Annotated in this window: 20 protein-coding genes and 1 pseudogene; 13 read left to right on the top strand and 8 right to left on the bottom strand. The window is 67.8% G+C overall.

Annotated features, from left to right (window positions below; all coding sequences use genetic code 11):
* Positions 1–31 precede the first annotated feature (31 nt).
* A complete protein-coding gene (locus tag ABQE89_RS05445) occupies positions 32–1,522 on the bottom strand; it encodes a carotenoid oxygenase family protein (RefSeq protein ID WP_448414911.1) in 1,491 nt (496 codons plus the stop codon).
* A 49-nt stretch (positions 1,523–1,571) separates the two neighbouring features.
* Positions 1,572–3,074 carry a flavin-containing monooxygenase gene (locus tag ABQE89_RS05440; protein WP_448414909.1) on the bottom strand — a complete coding sequence of 501 codons (1,503 nt, stop codon included), beginning with the start codon at positions 3,072–3,074 and terminating at the stop codon, positions 1,572–1,574.
* A gap of 131 nt (positions 3,075–3,205) precedes the next feature.
* Between ABQE89_RS05440 and ABQE89_RS05435 the strand changes: the two genes are divergently transcribed.
* From ABQE89_RS05435 to ABQE89_RS05390, 10 genes and pseudogenes are all read left to right on the top strand, one after another.
* The gene (locus tag ABQE89_RS05435; protein ID WP_448414908.1) at positions 3,206–4,015 is read left to right on the top strand and encodes an alpha/beta fold hydrolase; all 810 of its coding nucleotides are present in this window, start codon (positions 3,206–3,208) and stop codon (positions 4,013–4,015) included.
* Between the two features lie 8 nt (positions 4,016–4,023).
* Positions 4,024–5,466, top strand: a complete 1,443-nt coding sequence (locus ABQE89_RS05430; protein ID WP_448414906.1) for an aldehyde dehydrogenase — start codon at positions 4,024–4,026, stop codon at positions 5,464–5,466.
* Between the two features lie 16 nt (positions 5,467–5,482).
* Positions 5,483–6,589: an NAD(P)-dependent alcohol dehydrogenase gene (locus tag ABQE89_RS05425; protein ID WP_448414904.1), complete on the top strand. Its 1,107-nt coding sequence runs from the start codon at positions 5,483–5,485 to the stop codon at positions 6,587–6,589.
* The gene (locus ABQE89_RS05420; protein ID WP_448414902.1) at positions 6,589–7,563 is read left to right on the top strand and encodes a zinc-binding dehydrogenase; all 975 of its coding nucleotides are present in this window, start codon (positions 6,589–6,591) and stop codon (positions 7,561–7,563) included. The genes ABQE89_RS05425 and ABQE89_RS05420 overlap by 1 nt, the downstream gene beginning before the upstream one ends.
* 10 nt (positions 7,564–7,573) lie before the next feature.
* A complete protein-coding gene (locus ABQE89_RS05415; protein WP_448414900.1) occupies positions 7,574–8,215 on the top strand; it encodes a TetR/AcrR family transcriptional regulator in 642 nt (213 codons plus the stop codon).
* Between the two features lie 21 nt (positions 8,216–8,236).
* Positions 8,237–9,295, top strand: a pseudogene (locus tag ABQE89_RS05410) (AMP-binding protein); the annotation flags it as partial.
* On the top strand, positions 9,272–11,398 hold the full coding sequence (locus tag ABQE89_RS05405; RefSeq protein WP_448415266.1) for an AMP-binding protein: 2,127 nt from the start codon (positions 9,272–9,274) through the stop codon (positions 11,396–11,398). The pseudogene ABQE89_RS05410 and the gene ABQE89_RS05405, both read left to right, overlap by 24 nt.
* A gap of 34 nt (positions 11,399–11,432) precedes the next feature.
* Positions 11,433–11,759: an ArsR/SmtB family transcription factor gene (locus ABQE89_RS05400; RefSeq protein ID WP_448414898.1), complete on the top strand. Its 327-nt coding sequence runs from the start codon at positions 11,433–11,435 to the stop codon at positions 11,757–11,759.
* 2 nt (positions 11,760–11,761) lie between these two features.
* On the top strand, positions 11,762–12,250 hold the full coding sequence (locus ABQE89_RS05395; protein ID WP_448414896.1) for an SRPBCC family protein: 489 nt from the start codon (positions 11,762–11,764) through the stop codon (positions 12,248–12,250).
* A gap of 224 nt (positions 12,251–12,474) precedes the next feature.
* The gene (locus ABQE89_RS05390; protein WP_448414894.1) at positions 12,475–13,224 is read left to right on the top strand and encodes a 3-oxoacyl-ACP reductase family protein; all 750 of its coding nucleotides are present in this window, start codon (positions 12,475–12,477) and stop codon (positions 13,222–13,224) included.
* A gap of 99 nt (positions 13,225–13,323) precedes the next feature.
* Here the strand turns inward: ABQE89_RS05390 and ABQE89_RS05385 are convergent, their stop codons facing one another.
* The 6 genes from ABQE89_RS05385 to ABQE89_RS05360 all read right to left on the bottom strand — a co-directional run bounded on the left by ABQE89_RS05385 (position 13,324) and on the right by ABQE89_RS05360 (position 20,965).
* Positions 13,324–13,668 carry a YbaB/EbfC family nucleoid-associated protein gene (locus tag ABQE89_RS05385; RefSeq protein WP_448414892.1) on the bottom strand — a complete coding sequence of 115 codons (345 nt, stop codon included), beginning with the start codon at positions 13,666–13,668 and terminating at the stop codon, positions 13,324–13,326.
* Entirely contained in the window at positions 13,665–15,158 is a 1,494-nt protein-coding gene (locus tag ABQE89_RS05380; RefSeq protein WP_448414890.1) for a PPE domain-containing protein, read from the bottom strand. Before ABQE89_RS05380 ends, ABQE89_RS05385 begins: the two co-directional genes overlap by 4 nt.
* A gap of 38 nt (positions 15,159–15,196) precedes the next feature.
* Positions 15,197–16,594 carry a type VII secretion protein EccE gene (gene eccE / locus ABQE89_RS05375; RefSeq protein WP_448414888.1) on the bottom strand — a complete coding sequence of 466 codons (1,398 nt, stop codon included), beginning with the start codon at positions 16,592–16,594 and terminating at the stop codon, positions 15,197–15,199.
* The gene (mycP, locus tag ABQE89_RS05370) at positions 16,591–17,937 is read right to left on the bottom strand and encodes a type VII secretion-associated serine protease mycosin (protein ID WP_448414886.1); all 1,347 of its coding nucleotides are present in this window, start codon (positions 17,935–17,937) and stop codon (positions 16,591–16,593) included. Before mycP ends, eccE begins: the two co-directional genes overlap by 4 nt.
* Before the next feature lie 299 nt (positions 17,938–18,236).
* The gene (locus tag ABQE89_RS05365) at positions 18,237–20,390 is read right to left on the bottom strand and encodes an FUSC family protein (protein WP_448414884.1); all 2,154 of its coding nucleotides are present in this window, start codon (positions 20,388–20,390) and stop codon (positions 18,237–18,239) included.
* A gap of 2 nt (positions 20,391–20,392) precedes the next feature.
* Entirely contained in the window at positions 20,393–20,965 is a 573-nt protein-coding gene (locus ABQE89_RS05360) for a TetR/AcrR family transcriptional regulator (protein WP_448414882.1), read from the bottom strand.
* 136 nt (positions 20,966–21,101) lie between these two features.
* On the opposite strand from ABQE89_RS05360, the gene ABQE89_RS05355 reads away from it, so the two are divergent.
* The 3 genes from ABQE89_RS05355 (at position 21,102) to ABQE89_RS05345 (ending at position 24,213) form a co-directional block, all read left to right on the top strand.
* Entirely contained in the window at positions 21,102–21,740 is a 639-nt protein-coding gene (locus ABQE89_RS05355; RefSeq protein ID WP_448414880.1) for a TetR/AcrR family transcriptional regulator, read from the top strand.
* Positions 21,741–21,797: 57 nt separating this feature from the next.
* A complete protein-coding gene (locus tag ABQE89_RS05350) occupies positions 21,798–22,733 on the top strand; it encodes a class I SAM-dependent methyltransferase (protein WP_448414878.1) in 936 nt (311 codons plus the stop codon).
* Between the two features lie 79 nt (positions 22,734–22,812).
* A complete protein-coding gene (locus ABQE89_RS05345) occupies positions 22,813–24,213 on the top strand; it encodes an aldehyde dehydrogenase family protein (protein WP_448414876.1) in 1,401 nt (466 codons plus the stop codon).
* Positions 24,214–24,286: the final 73 nt, after the last annotated feature.

Below are 24,286 nucleotides of genomic sequence, written 5' to 3'. Positions count from 1 at the left end.
CGCCCGATGGCGTTGACGTCGCCGGGTGCGGTCACCGGGGTCGAGGCCAGCGGCGCAGCTCCTCACCGGAGACCCAGGTGGAGTGTGTTCCGCTGCAGATGCGTTCGGGCAGCCGCAGCTTGCAGATCGGGCCGTCGCCGATGCGTGCGGCATCGAACACCAGGCAGTAGGACGCATCATCGGTCATGTCGGTGGTGAGGGTGACGAGGTATCCGTCGTCCTCGGCGCCGCCTCCCGGCCGGGGGGCCATCGCCGTTTCGCTGCCGAACACGCCGTCGCCGAACACGTAGCGTTCCTCGCTGCCCGTGTGTAGGTCGTGTTTGACCACGCCGTTGAACAGGAACCACCCGGGCTTACCGGTGGCGGCGTAGACATAGCGGTACGGCCGAGTCTGGAAATCCCCGTTGAGCATGCCGAATTCGGTGAAGTCCTCGCCGAGGCGCTCCTCGGATGCGGCGCCGGTGGCGAGGTTGAAGCGCCAGCGGTGCAGATGGGACTCGAATCCGTCGAGCCCCAGATAGCGGAAGGCCGCTTCCTCCAGCGAACGGGCGCCTTCGGTCGACGGCGTCGGGTTCGCCTGGAAGAACCCGTCGAGCACGATCTCGTCGCCGTCCTCGAACGCGTTGACGAAGTGCAGGGCGTAGGTCGGGGCGGTCTCGAACCACCGCACCTGCGACTGATCGCCCCGCCGGGGCAGCACGGCGAACCGTGACGGCATCTCGGGATGAAAGACCGGCGCGTGGATGTCCCGCTTGAGCAATGACGGCTCCCAGAACAGCGGAAAGTCGTTGAGGATCACGTAGTTCTCGGTGAACGCCATATCGTGCGGCATCCGCGGCCCGGGCAGGGGAACGTCGGTGTGGTGCACCAGGTTGGCGTCCTTGTCGACCACGCCGTACCGCAAGTAGGGCGCGTCCTTGCGGTAACTGAAGAACAGCAGTTCACCGGTCACCTGATCGACCTTGGGGTGCGCCGAGACTCCCCAATCCGGGAACCTTCCGTGCCAGGTCTCCTTGCCGACGGTGTCGGCGGTGTACGGGTCGACCTGGTAGAGGTCGCCGCACATGTAGAAGCTGGTCAGCGCCATCCCGCGGTGTACGACCACGTCGGTGCTCGACGCATCCTTCATGCGGGTGCGCGCGCCCCAGCCGTCGGTGCGTTTGGCGTCCGACGGCATCTCGATGAACCCCGCCCACAGTGAGCCTTCAGCCTGCTGCTCGGCGAGCAGGCCGTCGGTGCGCACGAACCGGTTGCGGTAGTGGGCTTTCCCGTTGCCGAACTCGACGATGTGGATCATGCCGTCGCCGTCGAACGGGTGGTAGTTGGTGATCGCCGGATGCAGCGGGTTCTCGGTGTTGCGCAGATACATCCCGTCCAGATCGGCGGGCACCTCACCCTCGACGACGTCGAGGTCCTCGGCGCTCCACTCGTTCACCTGAGGCCGCCACGGACCGGTCCGGTAGGGATGGTCGTCGTCGCTCGGCAGAGTCGAGGCCCAGGTATCCAGCAGCCGTACCCGCATATCGCGCAAGCTACAGTTGACAGAGTGACTCTGTCAACTGAACAATGGCTCAGATGAACTGGGGCACGCGCGGAAGCTCCGGCGTCGAACCGTCGACGGTCGATACGTCGTAGGCCAGCGGGTCGAAATGCCGCAGCCGGCTGGCGATCTCGGTGGTGTCACCGGGCCACAGCGTGGAATTGTGCCGGCTCTCGTGCAACAGCCAACTGGTGCAGCCGCTGGTCCACACCGTTCCGTCGAGTCGACGGTCCATCTCCTCGCCGAACTCGTCCTGCGCGTCCGAACGCGCCTCGACCACATCCAGGCCGCGGCGGTCCATCTCCTTGACGACGGTCACGAAGTGCTCGATGAACCGTTCGATCATGAACAGGATCGAGGTGAACACCGCGGTGTTCGGACCCACCACGTAGAACAAGTTCGGGAAGCCGTGCACCGCTCCGCCGAGGTAGGAGCGTGCGCCGTGTTCACGCCAGTCGTGATCGAGGGTCACACCGTCACGACCGACGACGCGGGCCGCATCGGCCCACTCGTAGGGTCTGAAGCCGGTGGCCAGCACCAGAACATCGATCTCATGCTCGCGCCCGTCCGCGGTCACCACCGCGTTCGGCCGAATCTCGGTGATGGGTTCGGTGACCAGGTCGACGTTCTGGCGCATGAACGTGCCCAGATAGTCACTGGACATGATGGGACGTTTGCACCCGAACGCGTCCTTCGGTGTCAGTTTGGCCCGAATCGCCGGGTCGGGCACCTGGCGGCGCAGATGCCAGCGGCACAATGCTTCTATCGCGGCGATGTCGCGACCCGGTTTGAGCAGTGCGGGCAGCAGAAACACCTCGCGCATCCAGTGCTGACGCCAGCGGCGAAACCTCTGCAGACCGGGGACGTGCTTCATCAGCAGCTTCTCGATGCGCGGGACCTTCCAGTCGACGCGCGGCAACACCCACCCGGCCGAGCGCTGGAAGACCGTCAGCTGCCCCACGTCCGGCGCGATGGCCGGGATCACCTGGGACGCCGTCGATCCCGTCCCGATCACCGCTACCCGCTTACCGGTCAGCGAATAGTCGTGATCCCATGCCGTGGTGTGGAAAACCTTGCCGGCGAACGAATCCAGGCCGGGGATGTCCGGTGTGGACGGCCGGTTGAGGATGCCGACCGCCGGTACCAGCAGTTGCGCCGAGATCATGCCCTTCGGTGTCTGCACGGTCCAGCGTCGCCGCTCGTCGTCCCATGCGGCGGAGGTCAGCCCGCAGGAGAGGTGTAGCCGCTCGGCGATCTGTGGCCGACTGGCGAAGTCTTCGAGGTAGGCCAGCAGCTCGGACTGCCGTGCGAACGCGTGGCTCCAGTCGTGCTTCGGTGCGAACGAGTACGAGTAGAAGGCCGACGGAACGTCCACCGCGCACCCCGGATAGTCGTTGTCACGCCACGTGCCACCGACCCGGTCGGCGCGTTCCAGGACGACGAAGTCGTCGATGCCGGCCTCCAGCAGTCGGTGCGCTGTTCCCAGACCCGCCATGCCGGCGCCCACGACCACGATGCGCACCTCGGTTGGCATCGACCGATCGGTATGAGTGCTGCTCGTGTGCACGATCTCTCCTGGGAGGTGTGGTGATTTCCGTCGCTTCATGACATAGTGTCATTAGAACTTGACGCTATGTCAACTTTGTCGAGTCGAGGAGGTCGCCCGTGTCCAGCCGACAAGCGGATGCCACGCCATTGGTGTGCATCCACGGGTTCAGCGGCAGCTGGCGCAATTGGGTTCCGGTAGTCCCCGCGCTGGAGGAACACCACGACGTGTCCGTCGCGCGGTTGGCCGGTCATGCGCGCGGGCCGAGACTGCCCGCCGGCACGGCGGTCACCGTCGAGGCCCTGGCCGATCAGCTGGAGCGGGACCTCGACCGCGCCGGCATCGGCCGCGCCCACCTGGTCGGCAATTCGCTCGGCGGGTGGCTCTCGTTGGAGCTGGCGTCACGCGGGCGGGCATTGTCGGTGACGGCGTTGTCTCCGGCGCTGGGCTGGGAGCCGCGCGGCAGGCACATCCGCCAACTTGCGCTCAAGCTGAAGACGGCCCGCCCGATCTTCTCCGCGGTGGCGCCCTATGCCGAAATGGTGCTGCGCCCCAGGCCCATTCGGCACCTTCTGCTCAGCGCCGCGATGGCGCACAGCGACCGAGTGTCGGTGGTGGACGCCGCCGCATTCGTACGGGACAACCTGCGCTGCGAGGTCTACCACGAACTCATGGCCGACGTGCTGGCCCGCGAACGCCACCTCGGCAGCATCGACTGTCCGGTGCACATCGCCTGGTCGGCGCGCGACACGCTGATCCCCCTCAAGCCGTACGGGGCCCGGTTCCCGAAGCTGGTGCCGCAGGCCGAGTTCAGCACCCTGGCCGGGGTGGGCCACGTGCCGATGTATGACGACCCGGACCTGGTGGCGCGCACCATCCTCGACTTCACCACCCAGGTCGACGCCGAGCTGGCAAGCAACATCCCGTAGGAGTGACGATGACGTTTACCGACCCCAAGGGCTTCTGGATCGACGGAGCGTGGGCCGCCCCGGCGACCGCCGAGAGCATCGAGATCGTCGAGGCCAGCACCGGCAACCAGATCGCGACGGTACCGGCGGCCGCTGAGGCCGACGTCGACGCCGCGGTCGGTGCCGCCCGGCGAGCCTTCGACGACTCCGAGTGGTCCCGCTGGCCTGCGCAGGAGCGGATGTCGGCGATCTCCTCGCTCGCCGCGGCGCTGACGGCGCGGGGCGACGCCATCGCGAACGCGGTCAGCGTCCAAAACGGCATGCCGATCTCGATCGCGAAGGCCACCGAGGCGGTCATGCCCGCGATGTTGTTGAACTACTACGCCGAACTCGCCGCCGGCCAACCCGCCGAGGAAGACCGGGGCGCGTTCGCCGGCGGCACCACGGTGGTCCGGCGCGAACCGATCGGCGTGGTCGCCGCGATCGTGCCGTGGAACTTCCCCCAGACGCTGACCTTCTTCAAGCTCGCGCCGCTGCTGGCCGCGGGCTGCACGGTCGTGGTCAAACCCTCACCGGAGACGATCCTCGATTCCTACCTGCTGGCCGAGGCGATCGAGGAGTCCGGCATCCCCGCCGGAGTCATCGACATCGTGCCCGGCGGCCGCGAGGTGGGCGCTTACCTTGTCGCGCACCCCGGTGTCGACAAGGTCGCCTTCACCGGTTCCACCGCGGCCGGCCGCGCCATCGGCGAGGTCTGCGGTCGGCTGATCCGGCCGGTCACCCTCGAACTCGGTGGCAAGTCCGCCTCGATCATCCTCGACGACGCCGACCTGCCGTCGCTGCTGGAACAGTTCTTCGCCGCAACGCTGATGAACAACGGCCAGACCTGCTACCTGGGCACCCGAGTGCTCGCACCGCGGGCCCGCTACGCCGAGACCGTGGATCTGCTCACCGACTTCGCGCGGGCACTGGTGGTCGGCGACGCACTGGACCCGGCCACTCAGATCGGACCGCTGGCGACGGCAAACCAACAGCACCGCGTCCAGGGATACATCGAGAAGGGGGTGGCCGACGGCGGGCGGATCACCACGGGCGGTGGCCGGCCGGCGGGCACCGACGGCGGTTGGTTCGTCGAACCCACGATCTTCGACAAGGTGGACAACAGCCACACCATCGCCCGCGAGGAGATCTTCGGGCCGGTGCTCGCGGTGATCCCCTGCACCGACATCGACGAGGCGGTGGCGATCGCCAACGACTCCGACTTCGGGCTGGGCGGCTCGGTGTGGACCAGCGATCAGGACCGCGGTCTCGACGTCGCGCGCCGCGTGCAGACCGGCAGCATCGGGGTGAACAACTACAACCTCGACCTGCATGCGCCGTTCGGGGGCGTCAAGGCCAGCGGGTTGGGGCGTGAACTCGGACCCGAGGGCCTCGCCGCCTACCAGCAGGTCAAGTCGATCTTCCTGCCGTGAAAAAAGGAGTGCCGCAATGAGAATCACCGCCGCCGTGCTGCGTGGCGAAGACGCGCAATTGAGCATCGAAGAACTCGAACTGGCCGCCCCGGCCGACCATCAGGTCCTGGTCCGCATCGTCGGCGCCGGACACTGCCACACCGACGTCCTGCCCAGGGCCGCCGCCGGGTTCGGCGCGCCGCCCATCGTGCTCGGCCATGAGGGCGCGGGGGTCGTCGAGGCCGTCGGCGCCGCGGTCGACACCGTTGCGGTGGGCGACCACGTCGTGCTCAGCTTCGACTCCTGCGGCGCCTGCGCCAACTGCCGGGCCGCGCACCCGGCCTACTGTGACACCTTCCTGGAGCGCAACCTGGCCGGACCCGGTGTCGAGGGCGGCGCACCGCTGACCGACACCGACGGAAAGCCGGTGGCCGGGCGGTGGTTCGGGCAATCCTCGTTTGCGACGCATACGGTCGTCGACGCGGGCAACGCCGTCGTCGTCGACAAGGACCTGCCGCTGGAACTGCTCGGCCCGCTGGGCTGCGGTGTGCAGACCGGGGCGGGCGCCGTGCTCGAGGTGCTGCGCGTCCGGCCGGGCGATGCCATCGTCATCACGGGCACCGGCGCCGTCGGGCTGTCGGGTGTGATGGCCGCGAAGGTGGCCGGCACGACCACCGTCATCGCTGTCGATGTGAACGCCGAAAGGCTCACGCTCGCCGAGGAACTCGGCGCCACCCACACCATCCTGGCCGGTGACGGCGATCTCACCGAGCAGATCCGCGCGATCGCACCCGCGGGAGTACGCTACGGCCTCGACACCACCGGACTGCCCGCGGTCATCGCCGCCACGCTCGACGCGCTCGACCAGCGGGGCACGCTGGGACTCGTCGGTGTCCAGCAGGGTGATCTGGCGATCGGGCCGATGGCGCTGACCGTCGGGCGCACCGTCACGGGCATCCTCGAGGGCGACGCCGACCCGCAGGCGCTCATCCCGACCCTCATCGAACTGTGGCGGGCCGGCCGGTTCCCGTTCGACCGGATGATCGAGACCTTCCCGCTGTCGGAGATCAACACCGCCGAGAAGCGTTCCCTGGCAGGTGAGGTCGTCAAACCGGTGCTCATTCCGGAGGTGGCAGACAGGTGATGAAGGCATACCAGTACGAATCGGCCGCCACCGGCCTGGTCGCGGTGCAGCTCCCGATTCCACAGCCCGGCGAGGGCGAAGTGCTCATCGACGTGCAAGCGGCCGGCATGTGCCTGTCCGACGTCCACATCGTCAACGGCCAGGGCGACGGCATGCTCGGAAAGCGCCCCATCGTCCTCGGCCACGAGGTTGCCGGAACCATCTCGGCCCTCGGCGCCCGCGTCGAGGGGTTCGACGTCGGCGACCGTGTCGCGGTCGCCCAGGTCGCCCATCCGGTCGGCGAGCACAACGTGTTCAGCGACGGGATCGGGTTGGGCTTCGACGGCAGCTATGCCGAGAAGGCGGTGGCTCCGGTCCGCAATCTGGTGCGCATCCCCGATGACGTCGTGTTCACCGACGCCGCGGTGGCCACCGACGCGGTGGCCACCGCCTATCACGCCGTCGTCGCCGAAGCCGGGGTCGGACCCGACTCGACCGTCGCCGTCATCGGGCTCGGCGGTCTGGGCCTGAACGCGGTACGCATCGCGGCCCTGCGGGGCGCCACCGTCTACGGCGTCGACGTGGAACCGGCGACCTTCGACGCCGCCGCGGCCCAGGGCGCCCGCGCTTGCTTCACCGCGGTCGCAGATGTTTCCGACCCCATCGACGCGGTGGTCGACTTCGCCGGCGCGGGCACTACGACGGCCGATGCGGTGACCGCGGTCAAGCCGGGCGGCCGTGTCGTGGTCGTCGGACTCGGTGAGCCCGAGATCCCCGTTCCCAGCCAGCAACTGGTGCTCAAGAATGTCCAGTTGCGGGGCTCGTTCGGGGCGAGCCTCGACGAACTGGGGGCCGTACTGGACCTGATCGCGGCCGGGTGCTTGAAGCCGGTCGTCGAAGAGTTCGCCTTCGACGATCTGCCGACCGCGCTGAAGCGTTTGGAGACCGGCGACGTGCGCGGCCGTCTGGTCACCCGACCGGCCGAATCTCGATAGAGTTGACACGGTGTCTGGCACTTCGGTGACCGGGGATCGGCGAGCGCCGAGCAAAGGTCAACGGCAACAGTGGGCGATCCTCGACGCCCTGACGAAACTGCTCGCCCACCGGCCGATCGGGGAACTGACCGTCGGCGAGATCGCCGAGGAGGCCGGCGTTCGACGATCCGGGTTCTACTTCTACTTCGAATCCAAGTACGCCGCACTGGCCGTGCTGACCTCCGACGTCTGGTCTGACCTCATGGAGCGGGCCAAGGCCTTCGTCCGGTTCGACAACGAGACGGTCGCCGAGTTCATCGACCGTACCGCCGGCGCCGCGGTCGCCGAGTGGCATGCGCACGAGGCCGTCCTCGTCGCGTCGGTGCAGGCCATCCCGCTCGACGAACAGTTGGCCACCCTCTGGGACAACTGGAACGAGCGATTGGCGGGCATCCTGGCCGACCAGGTGATCAAGGACCGCGAACACGGCCACGCCCGACCCGTTTCCGACGATGTCCCCACACTGGTCCGCACGCTCCTGGAAATGACCATGCACGTGTTCTACCAGGATCGCGTGAACCGGTGCGCCGAGTCGCAGACCCGCACCATGCTCGACACCGTCCGGGCGATCTGGCTCGCGTCGGCATGGGGCATCACCACCACTGAATCGTAAGCAGCACAGAGGAGTACGCCGATGTACCCGGGCACCCACGCAGCAAGCACCCCCGACAAGCCGGCGGTCATCGTTGCCGAAACCGGTGAGACCCTGACCTACCGGGAACTCGACAGCCGGTCGCAGCGCTTCGCCCGGCACCTCTACGACGAGGGTGTCCGGCCCGGCGACCATGTGGCGATTCTGAGCGACAATCAGGCCCGCGCGTTGGAGATCTACTGGGCTGCCATCCGGTCTGGCCTGTACATCACCTACATCAACTCGCAGCTGAGTGCAGACGAAATCGCCTACATCGTCAACGACTGCGGCGCAACCACTTTGGTGGTCGCCCAACGCTACGCGGCGATCGCAGGTGCCGTCGTCGCGCAAACGCCGAGGGTCGAGCGCAAAATCGCCCTGGGCGACGTGGACGGTTTCGACGACTACGAGGCGATCATCGCGGCGGCCTCGCCACAACCCCTGCCCGCTCAGCCGTGCGGGGTGGACATGCTGTATTCCTCGGGCACCACCGGGTTTCCGAAGGGCATCAAGGTTCCGCTTCCCGATCGCGAGGTGGACCAACCCGGCGACGCGGTCACAGCTCTGTTCGGCCCCACCATCGGATTGGATGCGGATTCGGTCTACCTGTCGCCGGCGCCGGTCTACCACGCCGCCCCGCTGCGGTTCATGGCGATGGCCCACCGCAGCGGCGCCACCGTGGTGATGATGCGCAGATTCGACGCCGAAGAGGCATTGCGGATGATCGAGCGGTACCGGGTGACCCACAGTCAATGGGTGCCAACGATGTTCATCCGGATGCTCAAACTCGACCCTTCGGTGCGCGAATCCTATGACGTGTCGTCGCTGCGGTCCGCGGTGCACGCCGCCGCACCGTGCCCGGTCGACGTCAAACAGGCGATGATCGACTGGTGGGGCCCGATCCTGTTGGAGTACTACTCCTCCACGGAGATGAACGGCGTCACCATGATCGACAGCCAGGAGTGGCTGCAGCGTCCCGGATCGGTCGGCCGCTCCCGGCTGGGCGTCGTGCACATCTGCGACGACAGCGGGATGAACGTGCCGGCCGGGCAGATCGGCACGGTCTACTTCGAACGCGAGGTGGTGCCGTTCGAGTACCACAACGATCCCGACCGCACCGCCGAGACCCGCCACCCCGACCACCCGACCTGGACCACCAGCGGCGACATCGGCTACCTCGACGAGGACGGATACCTGTATCTGACCGACCGCAAGTCGTTCACCATCATCTCCGGTGGGGTCAACATCTACCCGCAGGAGATCGAGAACGCGCTGGCGCTGCATCCAGCGGTCTTCGACGTGGCCGTGATCGGAGTGCCCGACGACGAGATGGGGGAATCTGTTGTCGCCGTGGTGCATCCGGCCAGCAAAGCCGACCGGGCGACGAACGATGAACTGGCGGCGACGCTGGATAGTTTCCTGCGTGAGCGCATCGCGCATTACAAGGTGCCGCGCCGCTACGAATTCGACGACGACCTCCCGCGCACGCCGACCGGCAAGCTGGTCAAGGGTCGGCTGCGGGAGCGGTACGCCGCGGCGCCGTCGTATGCGCGCGGCGAGAGCAACCCACCGCTGCTGGAGATGACGATCCCGGAATCCCTGCGCCAGACGGCCGTTGCGCATCCGGACCGTGAGGCCCTGGTCGACGTTCCCACCGGCCGACGCTGGACCTACCGCGAGTTCTGCGCCCAGGTGCAGGAGCTGGCAGTCGGCTTGATGCGGTTGGGTTTGGCGCCGGGGGACCGCATCGGCATCTGGGCGCCGAACTGCGCGGAATGGGTTCTCACGCAATACGCCGCCGCCGAATGCGGGGTCATCCTGGTCACGATCAACCCGGCCTACCGACAGCACGAACTCGAATACACCCTCAACCATGCCGACATCCGGGTGGTGATCGCCGCAGCGGAGTTCCGCGGCGCCGACTATGTGGGCATGCTCGACGCGGCCAAGGCGGGGTGTCCTCGACTCGACCACGCCGTCATCATCGGTTCGCCCGGCTGGGCGGACTTGTCGGCCGAACCGTCACCGCAGGTGTTGGAGGCGTTGGCCGAGCGAACCGCGGCGCTGTCTGCCGACGACCCGATCAACATCCAGTACACCTCGGGCACCACCGGCGCGCCGAAGGGCGCCACGCTGTCCCACCGCAACATCCTCAACAACGGCTACCTGGTCGGCGAGCTGTGCAATTACACTGCCGCCGACCGGATCTGCATCCCGGTGCCGTTCTATCACTGCTTCGGGATGGTGATGGGAAACCTCGCGGCCACCACCCACGGTTCGACGATGGTCATCCCCGCCGCCGGCTTCGACGCGGCGAAGACGTTGGCGGCCGTCGAGGCCGAGAAATGCACCAGTCTCTACGGCGTGCCCACGATGTTCATCGCCGAACTGAACCTGCCGGATTTCGACGGCTACGACCTACGCAGTCTGCGCACCGGCATCATGGCCGGTTCGCCGTGCCCGGCCGAGGTCATGCGTCAGGTCATCGACAAGATGCACATGGCGCAGATCTCGATCTGCTACGGCATGACCGAGACGTCACCGGTCTCGACGCAGACCCGAACCGACGACGCGTTCGACCTGCGGGTCGGCACCGTGGGTCGTGCGGGGCCGCACCTGGAGATCAAGATCGTCGACCCCGACTCCGGGGAGGTCGTGCCCCGCGGCGTGCCCGGGGAGTTCTGCACCCGCGGATACAGCGTCATGCTGGGCTACTGGAACGAGCCCGACAAGACCGCTGAGGTTCTCGACGCCGACGGCTGGATGCACACCGGCGACCTTGCGGTGATGGACGCCGACGGTTACGTCAAGATCACCGGCCGCATCAAGGACATGGTGATCCGCGGCGGTGAGAACATCTACCCCCGTGAGGTGGAGGAGTTCTTGTACACCCACCCCGACATTCTCGACGCCCAGGTCATCGGCGTGCCCGACGACAAGTACGGCGAGGTGCTGATGGCATGGGTGCGCCTGCGCGCAGAGGCAAAACCGTTCACCGCAGCCGAGCTCAAGGAGTTCGCGACCGGAAAGATCTCGTCTCACAAGATCCCCCAGTACGTCCATTTCGTCGACGAGTTCCCGATGACGGTCACCGGCAAGGTGCGCAAGGTCGAGATGCGGGAGATGGCCACGGAGATCCTGGCCGGCGCGCGAGCCGAGGGTTGACAGCATACAACCAATCAGTTGTATATTGGAGAGGGTGACGGATCGGGACGAGGACAGGGCGGACGCGTTCTTCCACGCCCTGGCTGACCGGACGCGGCGGGACATCCTTCGTCGGGTGCTGGCCGGTGAACACTCGGTCACCGCGCTCGCGGCGAATTACGAGATGAGCTTCGCCGCGGTACAAAAGCACGTCGCCGTGCTGGAGAAGGCAGGACTGATCTCCAAGCGCCGCCAGGGGCGCGAGCAGCTGGCGAGCGGCGAGGTGGAGGCGGTGCGATCAGTCGCCTCGATGCTCACCGAGCTCGAAGACGTCTGGCGTGGCCGCATCGCTCGCATCGACGACCTACTCAACGAGGAATAACCATGCCTGTCACAAACATCGACAAGAACATCGACGACCGCACCCTGACGATCACCGCGGAATTCGCGGCGCCTGTCGAGCGGGTCTGGCAGATCTACGCCGACCCACGTCAGCTGGAAAAGATCTGGGGTCCGCCGACGTATCCGGCAACGGTGGTCGAGCATTCGCTGACCCCGGGCGGCACCGTCACGTACTACATGACCGGACCCGACGGCGCGAAGTACGGCGGCTATTGGAAGGTCACCGCGGTGGATGAGCCGCGCAGCTTCAGTTTCGAGGACGGGTTCGCCGACGACGATCTCAACCCGGCGAGCGACATGCCGGTCGCGCACAGTGTCTACACCTTCGAGCAGATCGGTGAGGGCGCCACCAGGGTCACCTACGTCAGCACCTACGAATCGGCCGAGGGCCTGCAGAAGGTGCTCGAGATGGGCGTCGAAGAGGGCTCCACCGAGGCGATCAACCAGATCGACGGGTTGCTCGCGAGCTGACGTCGGCGCCGGGCCAACCCGCCAGCGCCCTGTCGGCCGCGGCATGCAGATCGGCGCGGCACGCCCCGCTGCGGGCCTGGACGGCGATGCCCCACCGCCATCGCAGATCCACCACGTCTGCGCGACCCGACGGGAATATGTGGGCCGCCAAGCGTCTTGACGTGAGGGTAGTAGGTAACACAGCGGTTCGAAATCATCTGAGAAGGCGTCGGAAAGGCAATGACATGAGCACAGCGACTTTGACCGGGCGGCGAGCACTGCTCACCGGGGGTTCGCGCGGAATCGGCGCCGAGACGGTACGACGACTGGCAGCCGACGGAGCCGAGGTGGCCTTCACCTACTCGGCGTCGGCGACTCAGGCCGAGAAGCTCGTCGCGGAAGTCGCCGAACACGGCGGCCGGGCCGTCGCGATCCAGGCCGACGCCGCCGATCCAGGGCAGGTGACCGCCGCGGTTGAGCGGACCGTCGCCGAACTCGGGGGCCTGGACGTGTTGGTGAACAATGCCGCTGTCGCCTATGCGGCGCCGATCGACGAGTTTCCAGGCGAAGAATTCGATCGTCTCGTGGCGATCAACATCGGTGGAATGTTCTGGGCGACCCGCGCCGCGGTGCCGCATCTAGGCGCGGGCTCTCGGATCATCAACATCGGCAGCATCAACGCGGACTCCATGCCGTCGCCCGGGTTTTCGGTGTACGGCATGACGAAAGGCGCGGTGGCCTCGTTCACCCAGGGCCTGGCCCGCGATCTCGGCTCGCGCGGTATCACCGTGAACAACGTGCAGCCCGGTCCGATCGACACCGACGCGAATCCCGACAACGGCGAGGAGTTTTCCGAGAGCTTGAAGAAGGGGGTGGCTCTGGGCCGCTACGGGCATGTCAGCGATGTTGCCTCGATCGTGAGCTTCTTGGCGGGCCCGGAGGCCGGATTCGTGACCGGTGCGACCTGGAACGTCGACGGCGGCTTCACGGCCTAGTGTCGCGAAAACCCCACTGGGAGCAGCGAAAAGTGATCGCCCAATTCACCGGCCAAACCCAGACGGTCGCCCGCGTCGGCAAACGAAGTGGCAGCCCCGTCACCAGGTGTCCGCACTCGTCGAATCTCCGGTGATCTCGGCGACGGCCGCGTCGATGCGCGCCCGATCCTCAGCGACGGCCGCGGTCGCCGCGGCCGTCGCGTTCTGCAGCGCTTCATTGAGTCGCTGCTGCACGGCTTCGGAGCCCAACCGAAGAAGGCCATCCTCGATGAACGCACCGGTGAGATGGTGGTGGCCATTGAGCGTGACCTCGACCGTCTCGGATTCATCGGTGGCGGTGTAGGTTTCGGTGTCCATCTTGTGCAGCTGCTCGTCCATCATCGACTGCAGTTGCTGCGCCTGTTGCAAAACCGCGGCCACTTCGGGGTGCATGTTCTCGGTCACTTGGCTTGGCCCTCCTGCTTGCCCTCCTGCACTTCCCGGCGTCGACGGTTACCGATGACTCCCTCGGTCCACGGCCGGTCTTCGGTGTAGAGGTCCTCGTCGGGCGCCAGCCGCGGATCGCGGCGCTTCTCCTTGCCCTGCTGGGCGCCGGCGCCGTGCATCGGCATGCCGCCCATCGCCCCGCCCATCATCGCCCCGGTCGGTGAGGTTCCGGCGCCCGCTGCCCCGGTGGCCACCGGTATCGGCGGTGCCGGCGCGACCGTCTCGGCAGTGACCGCCGCGGACAACGGCATCGCCCCCTTGCCGCCACCACCGCCGCCGGCACCCGAACCACCACCGCCGCGTCCGGCGGCCGCGGGTCGCAGACTCGGATCGGTGGGGAGTTTGGGCGCTTCGCCACCGGGCACCCCCGACGGCACACCCGTCGGCGCGCCGCCACCAGGGGATCCGCCGCCCGACGGGGAACCGCCACCGGCCGGCGCCCCTGCTCCGCTGGGTGCGCCACCTGCCGGCTTGGCGGTGGTCGGTGGTGCCTGTCCCAGCGACTCGCTCATCCGTTGGGCCACCGCCTCCGGGTCACCGGTGGGCCGGTCGCCGCCACCGCCACCCGTGGAACCGCCTGCGGAGACGCCCGCTCCGCCGCGCTGCGCGCCGGGCGGGTCCTCGAGCTGGACGGTGTCGACGGTCGCGTTCTTGGCGTACTCCTCGCGCACCTCGTCAGAGAGGCGTTGAAGCTCTTGCAGTTCCTTGACGATGGCTTCCACCGCCGCGCCCTGCGCGGTGGGCAATTGCGCTTCCAGCGCAACGTATCTGGTGAAGATGGGAACGTGGGTGTTGGCGGCGGTCAGGTGCGAAGCCCTGAGCTTGGCCGCGGAGTGGACCAGCCGGCCCCAAGCGGCCGACAGTTGGTGAAGCCATTCGCTGAACGCGTTCATCCTGGCGAACGCGGAGTCGGCCGCCTCGCCTTCCCAGTCGACATCGACCTTCTGCATCGCATGGCTCTCCACAAAGCCCTGCGCCGTCGTCCACTCGGCCTGAACCGCATCGAGCGAACTACCGTGGTCGCCGGCGCTGAGATCGGTCTCGGTCTTCTTGACGTCGCTGTATCCGGCTGCGCTCACCCCCGTTGATGCAGAAGGGGAGTCGGGAAGCGGCGGCAACTCGGTGGCCGGGGCGGGAAGTGGGATCGCGTTGATCGCCGACCGACGGCCGGGATCGTCGAGCTTGTCCTTGTACTCCGTGTCGATCTTCTCGTAAGCGGCGGCCGCATTGGTGAGCATCTCTGCGATGCGCGTGTTCTCGGCCTGCGCCCACTTCTGGTATTCGATGAGCACCCGGGCGTTTTCGTTGAGTTTGGTGACGGCCGTCTTCGCCAACGGCAGGGCGTCCGGTGGAAGCGCCTGCCCTGACGGTGTCATCCAGAGTTGGGCCGTCATGGCCGTCGCCTGTGCCCTCAGCGATGCTGGGTTGACGCGCACCTCGTTCGACATGGTCACACCTCCGCTCGCACGGCCGCCGTCGTCATCGGTCAGCCCTCCAGCACCATCTGGTAGCGACTTTCCTCGCGCGGGTTGATCAACCGGATCGGCAGGCTTGCGTGTCGCGGCGTATCGATGAAGTTCTCCCGCAACACGACTCGACCGATACCCGGATGCGGACCCAGAAACGTCGTGGCCTTCGGCCATGCGACCTTGGCCACCTGACCGATGTGACCGTTGACGAAACCCGCGAACTCGCCGAACTGTGGCAGCAACGTGACCACCGCACCCGCCGCCGCTGACCGGACGACGAACTGGGTGAACAACCGCGCGTCGCCCAGGTTGATGCTCACATCCACATCGTCGAAGGGCATGTAGACCGGGTAGCGGTCGGCCGTCTCACCGACGAGCACGCCGGCCGAGCCGATCGGTAGTTCGTAATGGTGATCGTTGACTGGGCTCATCCCGTGCAACGCTGCGCGCTGCCCGCCGAACAGACACGAAAAGCCCCGCGGGGTCGTCGGATTCGCCAGTGTCGTCAGCAGCACCGTCGACGTCGGGGCCGCGCCGGGCCGCAACCGCACCCGGGTGATCGTGTGGTCCGCGCGTGCTGACCACCACACGTCAGGCCCGCCGGGTGCACTGTAGGCCGACGTGAAGGTGCTGCGGCCCTTGATCGATGACCACGTTTCGCGTTCGAAGCTGATCTCGGTGGCCCGGTCGTAGTCGTCGAAGCTGCGGCTGGGACGGGCATCGATACCGTTGCTGGCCAACTGATCTGCGATACGGGTCGCTGAGGAGACCAGATACCGCGCGAGCCCGGCCACACCGGATTCGCGCCGCTGTGAGGACTTGCGGGTGTGTTCAGGGTTGGCCCGCAGCACAATCCAGGTTCGCCGGTTCGCGGGTGCCGGATACGGCCCGATGACCTGCTCGTAGAGCCCGACCAGGCTGGCGGGCGCGGTCTTGCCCACGCGGTAACCCGCCGAGACGACGTCGGCCTCGAGGTCCGGACAGTGCGCGGCCAACAACTGCTCGACCAGGTGCGTGTGCACCACGTCGTCGGTGTACGCCTCGCCGTTGACGATCACCGTCGGCGTGAACGGCCGCGGGATCAGCTCGACGGCCGCGACCAGATAGTCATCCTGCCAGCGCACCGCCACGTGGTCGCCGGGCATCACGGTCGCCCCGACCGCGGGCTCGGAGGGCTGGCCGGGCACGTTGCGGTGACGTCGACGCAGCGCGAAGACCGCGGCCACCCAGCCGGCGAGCCGTCGCCCCCGGATGGTCACCACCGCGCCCAGCGCGATCAGCACCGCCAGTGTGATGCCCAGCCACAGCAGATCCAGCGCTGCGAAGAAGAGAACGGCCGCCGGAATCAACGCCGCCGCCCAGACGGCGTGACCCGTCGTGAAGCGTAGCCCGAACAGGCTAGTGACCCGCGTCATCGGCGCCTCAAGGCGCGACGCGCCAACGCGCCGAGTCCCAGCGCCGCGGCCAGGACGACCCCGGTGACGACGACGGCGGTGATCGGGCCCCGGTCCGGTGGCGGGACGTACGCCGGCGGGGGAATCTCCTTGACCTTGTAGGGCACCCGTTCCGGGCCCTCCGGCACGTCCCACGTCAATGCGGCCACCGGGTCGATGACGCCCGCGCCGACGTAGTTGTCCACGCCGCCGCCGGGATGCCGTGCGGTGGCGGTGATCCGGTTGATGACCTGGGCCGCGGTGAGATCGGGGAAGCGTTGTTTGAGCAGCGCTGCCAGACCCGAGACGTAGGCGGCGGCGAAGGAGGTGCCGCTGATCGGGATCGGACCGTCCTGGCCCTGCAGCGCGTTCACCGGGTTGCCGTCGTATCCGAGCGCGACCATGTGCTCGGCGGGCGCCGCGGCCCCCACCCACGGCCCCGACATCGAGAAGTTGCTCGGCTGCCCGTTCGGGGCGATGCCGCCCACGGTCAGCGCAAGCGGCGAGTACCACGCGGGGCTGACGATGGTCTGCACCTGTTTCCAGCCGCGCGGGTCTGCGGGCATGGCCGGATCCGGCGGCGGATTCTGCGAGCAGTCCTGTCCGGTGTTGCCCGCGGCGACGATGATCACCGCGCCCTTGGCGTTGACGGCGTAATTGATCGCGGCGCCGAGGCCGGATTCGTCGATCGGCCGGGTCACCTTGTAGCACGCTGCTTCGCTGATGTTGATCACCTGCGCGCCGAGGTTGGCCGCGTGCACCACCGCGCGCGCGAGGCTGCGCAGCGACCCCGCGGTCTGGGTGGTGTTGGGATCGTTGGGGTCGTTGCGGGCGCCGACCGGCTGGAACGCCTCCGAGGTCTGGCGCAGCGACAGAATGCGGGCATCGGGCGCGACACCGACGAAACCGTCGGTCGGCGACGGTCGTCCGGCGATGATCGACGCGGTGAGCGTGCCGTGCGAATCGCAGTCCGACATGCCGTTGCCCGCCTGGTCGACGAAGTCGCCGCCCGGTTCGGCGGGCACCCGCGGCGACCCGTTGACTCCGGTGTCGATCACGGCGACGGTGACGCCCGCGCCCGTCGCGAACTTCTGCGCCTCACCGAGCCGCAGATAGTCGTTGGCCCACGGCTTGTCGGCGAAATTGGAGTCCGGGAAGACCGTCGGCGCCGAGCACACCCGACGCTGTTCCATCGGCTGGTCGGGTCCCGTTTCGTCGGGCGGTACGGCCACCGGGTCGATCGTGGGCGGCTCGATCGCCGATGCGGGAGGAGCGCTGACCAACGCCACGAGCAGCGCCGCCAACAGCGCACCGAAGCGGTGCACGCGCTGTGCACCTCCCCGGTTTCTGAGCCTTTCGAGAATGTGCTGATGAACCCACAGCAAACTCTCTGACGGGCTTCGGATAGCGCAAACGCTCACCTCAAGTCGATGGGCTGATTGCACGCAGCCAATCTTAAAGGGCGGTGGAAGGGGCTCGGTCCGCAATCTCGCGCGGTTGCGGACTCACCGCAGGTAGAGCGCTTGTCGGCGGACGTTACACCTTGTGCCTGCTGCGCGGTTGTCGCCAGCCGGCGTCGGCTTCCGGTGGCCGGAGAGGGCGGGCCGCGGTGTCCTGGAAGCGGTCAGTTCGCGTGCCCGACCGCTTCCGGTCGCGGCTCGGCCCGCGGATAGAGCAACTCGAGGTGACCCAGGTGGGCCGCGACCGACAACAGCGGCAGGGCGGCGGCCACCGCCAGGTCGTCGTCGGTGGCTTCGGCGCGCAGGGCCACCACGAAGTCGTCGCTGATCGGCACCGGCGCGCGCCCGCTGTCCTGCCCTGTCAGCCGTGAGCAGACGGTCTCGGCGTGTGCCTCCAGCACCGAGCGGCTGGCCGGGTAGACGCCCAGCGGCGGGGGGTTCACATCGGCGATCAATTCCGCCACCGCGCGCAGCCGGACGGCACGGTTGGCCGCGCGCACCATCGGCCCACGAAGCTCGGTGGCCCCGCCGCTCTCCGAAAGATACTGTCGCACAGCATCATCGACTGTGCGGGTGGCCGAAAGCGCCTGATGGCTCAGCGCGATCACCCGGTCGTTGGCGTGCTCGGAGGCGCCCCGGGTCACCCGCAGCACCGCCGACAGGAGAAACTTCGCGCCCACCGAGTAGCTCTCGTCGATGGCCCGGAACACCCGGGTGCGCGCACCGCGCGGCCACAGGAACAGCGACACGATGACGCCGACCAGCGCGCCGATGATGACGTCTTCGACACGGACCAGGCCCACGCTCCAGCCCGTCGGCGCGATCAGGTTGAACACGATGAGCACCATCATCGTGAACGCCGCCTGCCCGGCGATGAACGACGCGACCTCGGGCACGAACGCCGACCCGAACGCCACCACCGGCAGCAGCATCCACATGACCACCGGTTCGACGCCGACCAGTTCGATCACGACGACACCCAGGCCGAAGCCGATGACGGTGCCGGTGACGGCGCGCACCACCCGGGTGCCGGTGGTCAATGCGCTGCTGCGCAACACCGACATCGCGCCCAGCACCACCCAGAAGCCGTGTTCCACGGGAAACAGATGGGTGACCGCGACGGCCGAGGCCAGCCCCAGGCCGGTGCGCACGCTGTTACGGAACGCCACCGCCCTGGCGGCGACGAACCCCTTGGTGATCGCCGCGACCGCCGTCGTCTCCGGCATCACCCAGTCGGCGGTGCCGGTCTCGGGCAGGCCGCGGCCCAGCACCCGCGCCCACACCGGACGGGCGTCGGCGGCCGCGGCGTTGCGGATGATGCGGCCGGTCACCCCGACGGTGGCCGAGAACGTGCGGCGGCGCATGAGTCGGCGCCCCACCGACACCGCCGCGGCGTCGTCGGGTTCACCGAGGATCTCGGCGAGATTCTCGCGGTAGTGCCCCTGAGCGGCGGCGCGCAGTTCGGCCAGCGCCAGGTTGAGGTCGGCGCCAAGGGCGGCCCGAGTGACGGGGTCGGAGGTCAGCAGCACCGCGGCGCAGTCGCGCAGCACCCGCACCACGGGCGGCTTCATATCGGCGAGCATCTCGGCGGTGTCGGTGGTGATCTGGTCGGACAGCCAGCCCAGGTCGTCGACCACCCGCACCAACGCCCGGCTGCCCGCGGTGAGCCCGACGGGCCGATAGTCCGCGCCGATGAACGTCTCCCACAGCTCGTTCATCGCGCGGGTGACGTCCTTGGCGGTGGCCGCGCCCTCGACGGCGTCGGCCAACCGGTGGCACACGCCGGCCGCGCGGCGGCGGATCTCGTCGTGGTGGCGGGGCGGGAACAAGAACAGCGCCGCTGGCACACACACCGCCACCGCGATCGCCCAGCCGAGAAGCCGCTCGGAGATCGGCCCGACCGGTGTACAAACCGGCAGCACGAACGTCAGCAGGGTCGCGCGCTGGCCCGCGGCGATGATCTCGCTGAGCACACCGCTGAACGTCACCAGCACCCCGAGCAGGAACATCACCGCGACGCTGACCCACAGATAGGGCGCGACCACGGTGCCCAGCGTGATCAGGACCACCCCGTTGACGCCGAGGCCGACGTAGGCCAGTGCGCGCGCGGGTCGGTTACCGGGGAAGTCGACGACGATGAGCAGAGCCACCGAACCGAAGATCGTGAACATCGGTGTCTGGGAACCGTCGGCGACCGCGAAGCTGATCGCCGCGGCGATCGGCACCACGATGGCCGCCCGCCCCGCGCGCCGAAGCGCGTCGAACTCGGGGTCGCGCTGCCGGAGTCGATATACCGCGCGGCGCCACCACCGGAGCATCGTCAGCGCCGACGGTCGTCGGGCACCGAAGCGAAGTCACCGGAATCGAGGGCGGCGCGCATCCGGCCGAACACCCACTCGAGCGCCGCGGCGTCCAACGGCAGGGCCGTCTGCTCGAAACCGACGAGCTGGAACAGGGCCCACGCGGCGAAGACGTGCGCCTGCCGGCTGTTCTGCAGGATCTCGAACGCCGACTCGTACATGATGTCGAAACGTTGCTGGTCGACCGCGGCCTGGATGGAGTGCACGTGCGGGTCGAGCGAACTCCACACCCGAATCGCGGCCTCGGCGCTGTGCGGCAGGCCCAGCCCGACCTGGATCAGGCTGTCGATGCGCCGGCGCGGATCGGCTTCGGCGCGCACCGTCGCGATCACCCGCACCGTCTGCTCCTGCATCCAGTGCGACACCAACTCCTTGGTGTAGGCCGACCAGTTGGGAAAGTAGTGGTAGAACGCCCCCGTGGTGACGCCGAGCCGGTGGCAGACCTCGGCCAGCTTCAGTCCGCCGTAACCCAGGTCGGAAAGGACTTCCAGACCCGTCGCGAAGTACGAGTCACGGGACGTGACGCTGGCCATGAGACCGCACGATAATCGCTCGTTCGCCGGTTTCGCACGCTCAGTGTTCGCCCGTCACCGTGAGGAATTTGCTGAGGGAATCGCCCGCCGATCGATACGCCGCAGACCCTCCGGTGAGCTGTGGCACAATTTGACTGTGCCGCAACATACCGCGAGTAGGGGCCCGGGACGTCCTCCTGCAGCGAAGGCCGCCGAGACGCGGGAGCGCATCGTACAGGCGGCGCGCGAGGTCTTCAGCGAACTCGGATACGACGCCGCGACGTTTCAGGCGATCGCGATACGGGCCGACCTGACCCGGCCCGCGATCAATCACTACTTCGCCAGCAAGCGGGTGTTGTGGCGGGAAGTCGTCGAACAGACCGACGCGAAGGTCGTCAGCGCCGGGATGGCCCGTGCGCAGAACGAGACCAGTTTGCTCAACCGGATCACCGCATTTCTGTCCGCGGCCATGCAGGTCGACTCCGAAGACCGTTCGGCGGCAGCGTTTCTCGTGACCTCGGTGCTCGAGTCGCAGCGTCATCCAGAACTGGTCGGTGAGGCCAACGACTCGCTGGTGAGTTCGCGGGAGTTCATCTCCTGGGCGGTCAACGACGCGATCGAACGCGGCGAGCTCACCACCGACACCGACGTCAACTCCCTGATCGAGATGCTGGTGGCGGTGATGTGGGGGATGGGCTTCTACGCGGGGTTCGTCGGCGACCACGACGAACTGGCCGCGGTGGTCGACAAGTTCGAACTGCTGATGGCCAACAAGCTGTGGAATTTGCAGACCTGAGTCGCTGACGCCAGGGGTCGCATAGCTTCCCTAAGTTAATCGGTAGCATTGACGACCATGAGTTCGTTGCGCACCGATGACGACACCTGGGACATCGCGACCAGCGTCGGTTCCACCGCGGTCATGGTCGCCGCGGCGCGTGCCGCCGAAACCGCCAAGGCCGACCCGTTGATCCGCGATCCGCATGCCAAGGACCTGGTCGCGGGTGTCGGGCCCGGGGTGTGGGACTTCATCCTCGACGAGGAATTCGTCGCCAAGGTCAACCAACTCGACGCCGAGGCCGCCGCGATCTTCGAGCACATGGGCAACTACCAGGCCGTGCGCACCCACTTCTTCGACGAGTTCTTCGCCGGTGCCGTCGAGGCGGGGATCCGCCAGGTGGTGATCCTGGCCTCCGGCCTGGACGCGCGGGCGTACCGCCTGCCGTGGCCGGCGGGCACCGTGGTCTTCGAGATCGACCAGCCCAAGGTGCTGGAGTACAAGGCGGCCCGGATGGCCGAGCACGGCGCGCTGCCGTCGGCACGCCGCCACGCGGTGCCTGTCGATCTGCGCCAGGACTGGCCGGCGGCGCTGCGCGAGGCGGGGTTCGATGCCGACCTGCCGACCGCCTGGCTGGCCGAAGGCCTGCTGATGTATCTACCGGCCGACGCGCAGGACCGGTTGTTCGAACAGGTCACGGCCCTGAGCGCGCCCGGAAGTCGGATCGCCGCCGAGGCGGTCGGCGCGCGAAGCGACGAGCGGCGGGCCGAGACGCGGGAGAAGTTCGCGCGCGTCGCCGCGCAGCTGGGCATGGAGGAGACGCCCGACGTCGCGGATCTGATGTACGACGATCCCGACCGCGCGGATGTCGCGCAGTGGCTGAGTGGGCACGGGTGGCGCGCGGAGTCCGTCACCGCCACCGACGCGATGCGCCGGCTGGACCGTTGGGTGCTGTCGGCCGAGGACGCCGACGGCGACGCGTTCTCCTCGTTCGTCACCGCGCAGCGGGCCTGACCCCGCTCGCGTGACGTATGCCGCGGCCCAACCGGTTGGTTAGGATCGGGTATTCGCCGGGTCAGGAAGGACACCCACCATGACCACAGAATCCGTTGCCGCCGCACAGGCCACCTCCGACATCCCCGGAGTGGTGCGCAGGCTGCGCGACACCTTCGCCACCGGCCGCACCAAGACGCTGGAATGGCGCAGACAGCAACTGCAGGCGATGGAACGACTCGTGTTCGAGAACGAGCAGGCCATCGCCGCGGCGCTGGAACAGGACCTGGGCCGCAAACCGTTCGAGGCGTGGCTGGCCGACATCGCCAGCGTCGCCGGCGAGGCCAAGTACGCCGCCAAGAACGTCCGCAAGTGGATGCGCCGCCGCTATCGCCTGCTGGAACTCTCGCAGCTGCCCGGCCGCGGCTGGGTCGAGTACGAGCCGTACGGCACCGTGCTGATCATCGGCGCGTGGAACTTCCCGTTCGCGCTGACCCTCGGGCCCGCGATCGGCGCCATCGCCGCGGGCAACACCGTCGTGCTCAAGCCCTCCGAGGTGGCCCCGGCGTCCTCGGCGCTGATGGCCGAGTTGGTGCCCAAGTACCTCGACCGGGACGCCATCGCGGTCATCGAGGGTGACGGGTCGGTCAGCCAGGAGCTCATCGCCCAGGGCTTCGACCATCTGCTGTTCACCGGCGGCACCGAGATCGGCCGCAAGGTCTACGAGGGCGCGGCCTCGCACCTGACGCCGGTCACCCTCGAACTGGGCGGCAAGAGCCCGGTGATCGTCTCGGCCGACGCCGACATCGACGTGGCGGCCAAGCGGATCGCCTGGACCAAGCTGATCAACTCCGGGCAGATCTGCATCGCACCGGACTACGTGCTGGCCGACGCCAAGATCCGCGACGAGCTCGTCGACAAGATCAAGGACGCGGTCACCCACTTCGAGTCCGAGGACCCCAGCGGTAAGCGGATCGTCAACGAGCGCCACTTCGACCGGCTCACCTCCTCGCTGGCGGCGACCAAGGGCGACGTCGTCATCGGCGGCGAGTCGGACGCGGCGTCGATGAGCATCCAGCCCACCGTCGTCGTCGACCCCGATCCGGCCGAGCCGCTGATGACCGAGGAGATCTTCGGGCCGATCCTGCCGATCGTCACCGTCCAATCCCTCGACGACGCAATCGCGTTCGTCAACTCGCGGCCCAAGCCGCTGGCGGCCTACCTGTTCACCAAGACCAAGAGCATCCGCGAACGGGTGATCAAGGAGGTGCCCGCGGGCGGCATGGTGATCAACCACCTGCTGTTCCACTTCGCCACCAACAAGCTGCCGTTCGGCGGGGTGGGACCGTCGGGCACCGGCGCCTATCACGGCAAATTCGGGTTCGAGGAGTTCAGCCATCGCAAGACGGTGATGACCAAGACCACCCGACCCGACATCGGTGCCTTCATCTATCCCCCGTATACAGAGAAGGCTTGGAAGCTCGCCAGACGGCTGTTTTAGGCGATTTCGGTGCAGCCGGTCGCGGTCAGCGCGACTGCACACGCCGAAATCGCAAGAAGGCAATAAGGACTGA

It is taken from the genome of Mycolicibacterium sp. XJ1819 (assembly GCF_053483675.1).
This window is presented reverse-complemented; position numbering and strand designations above follow the sequence as displayed.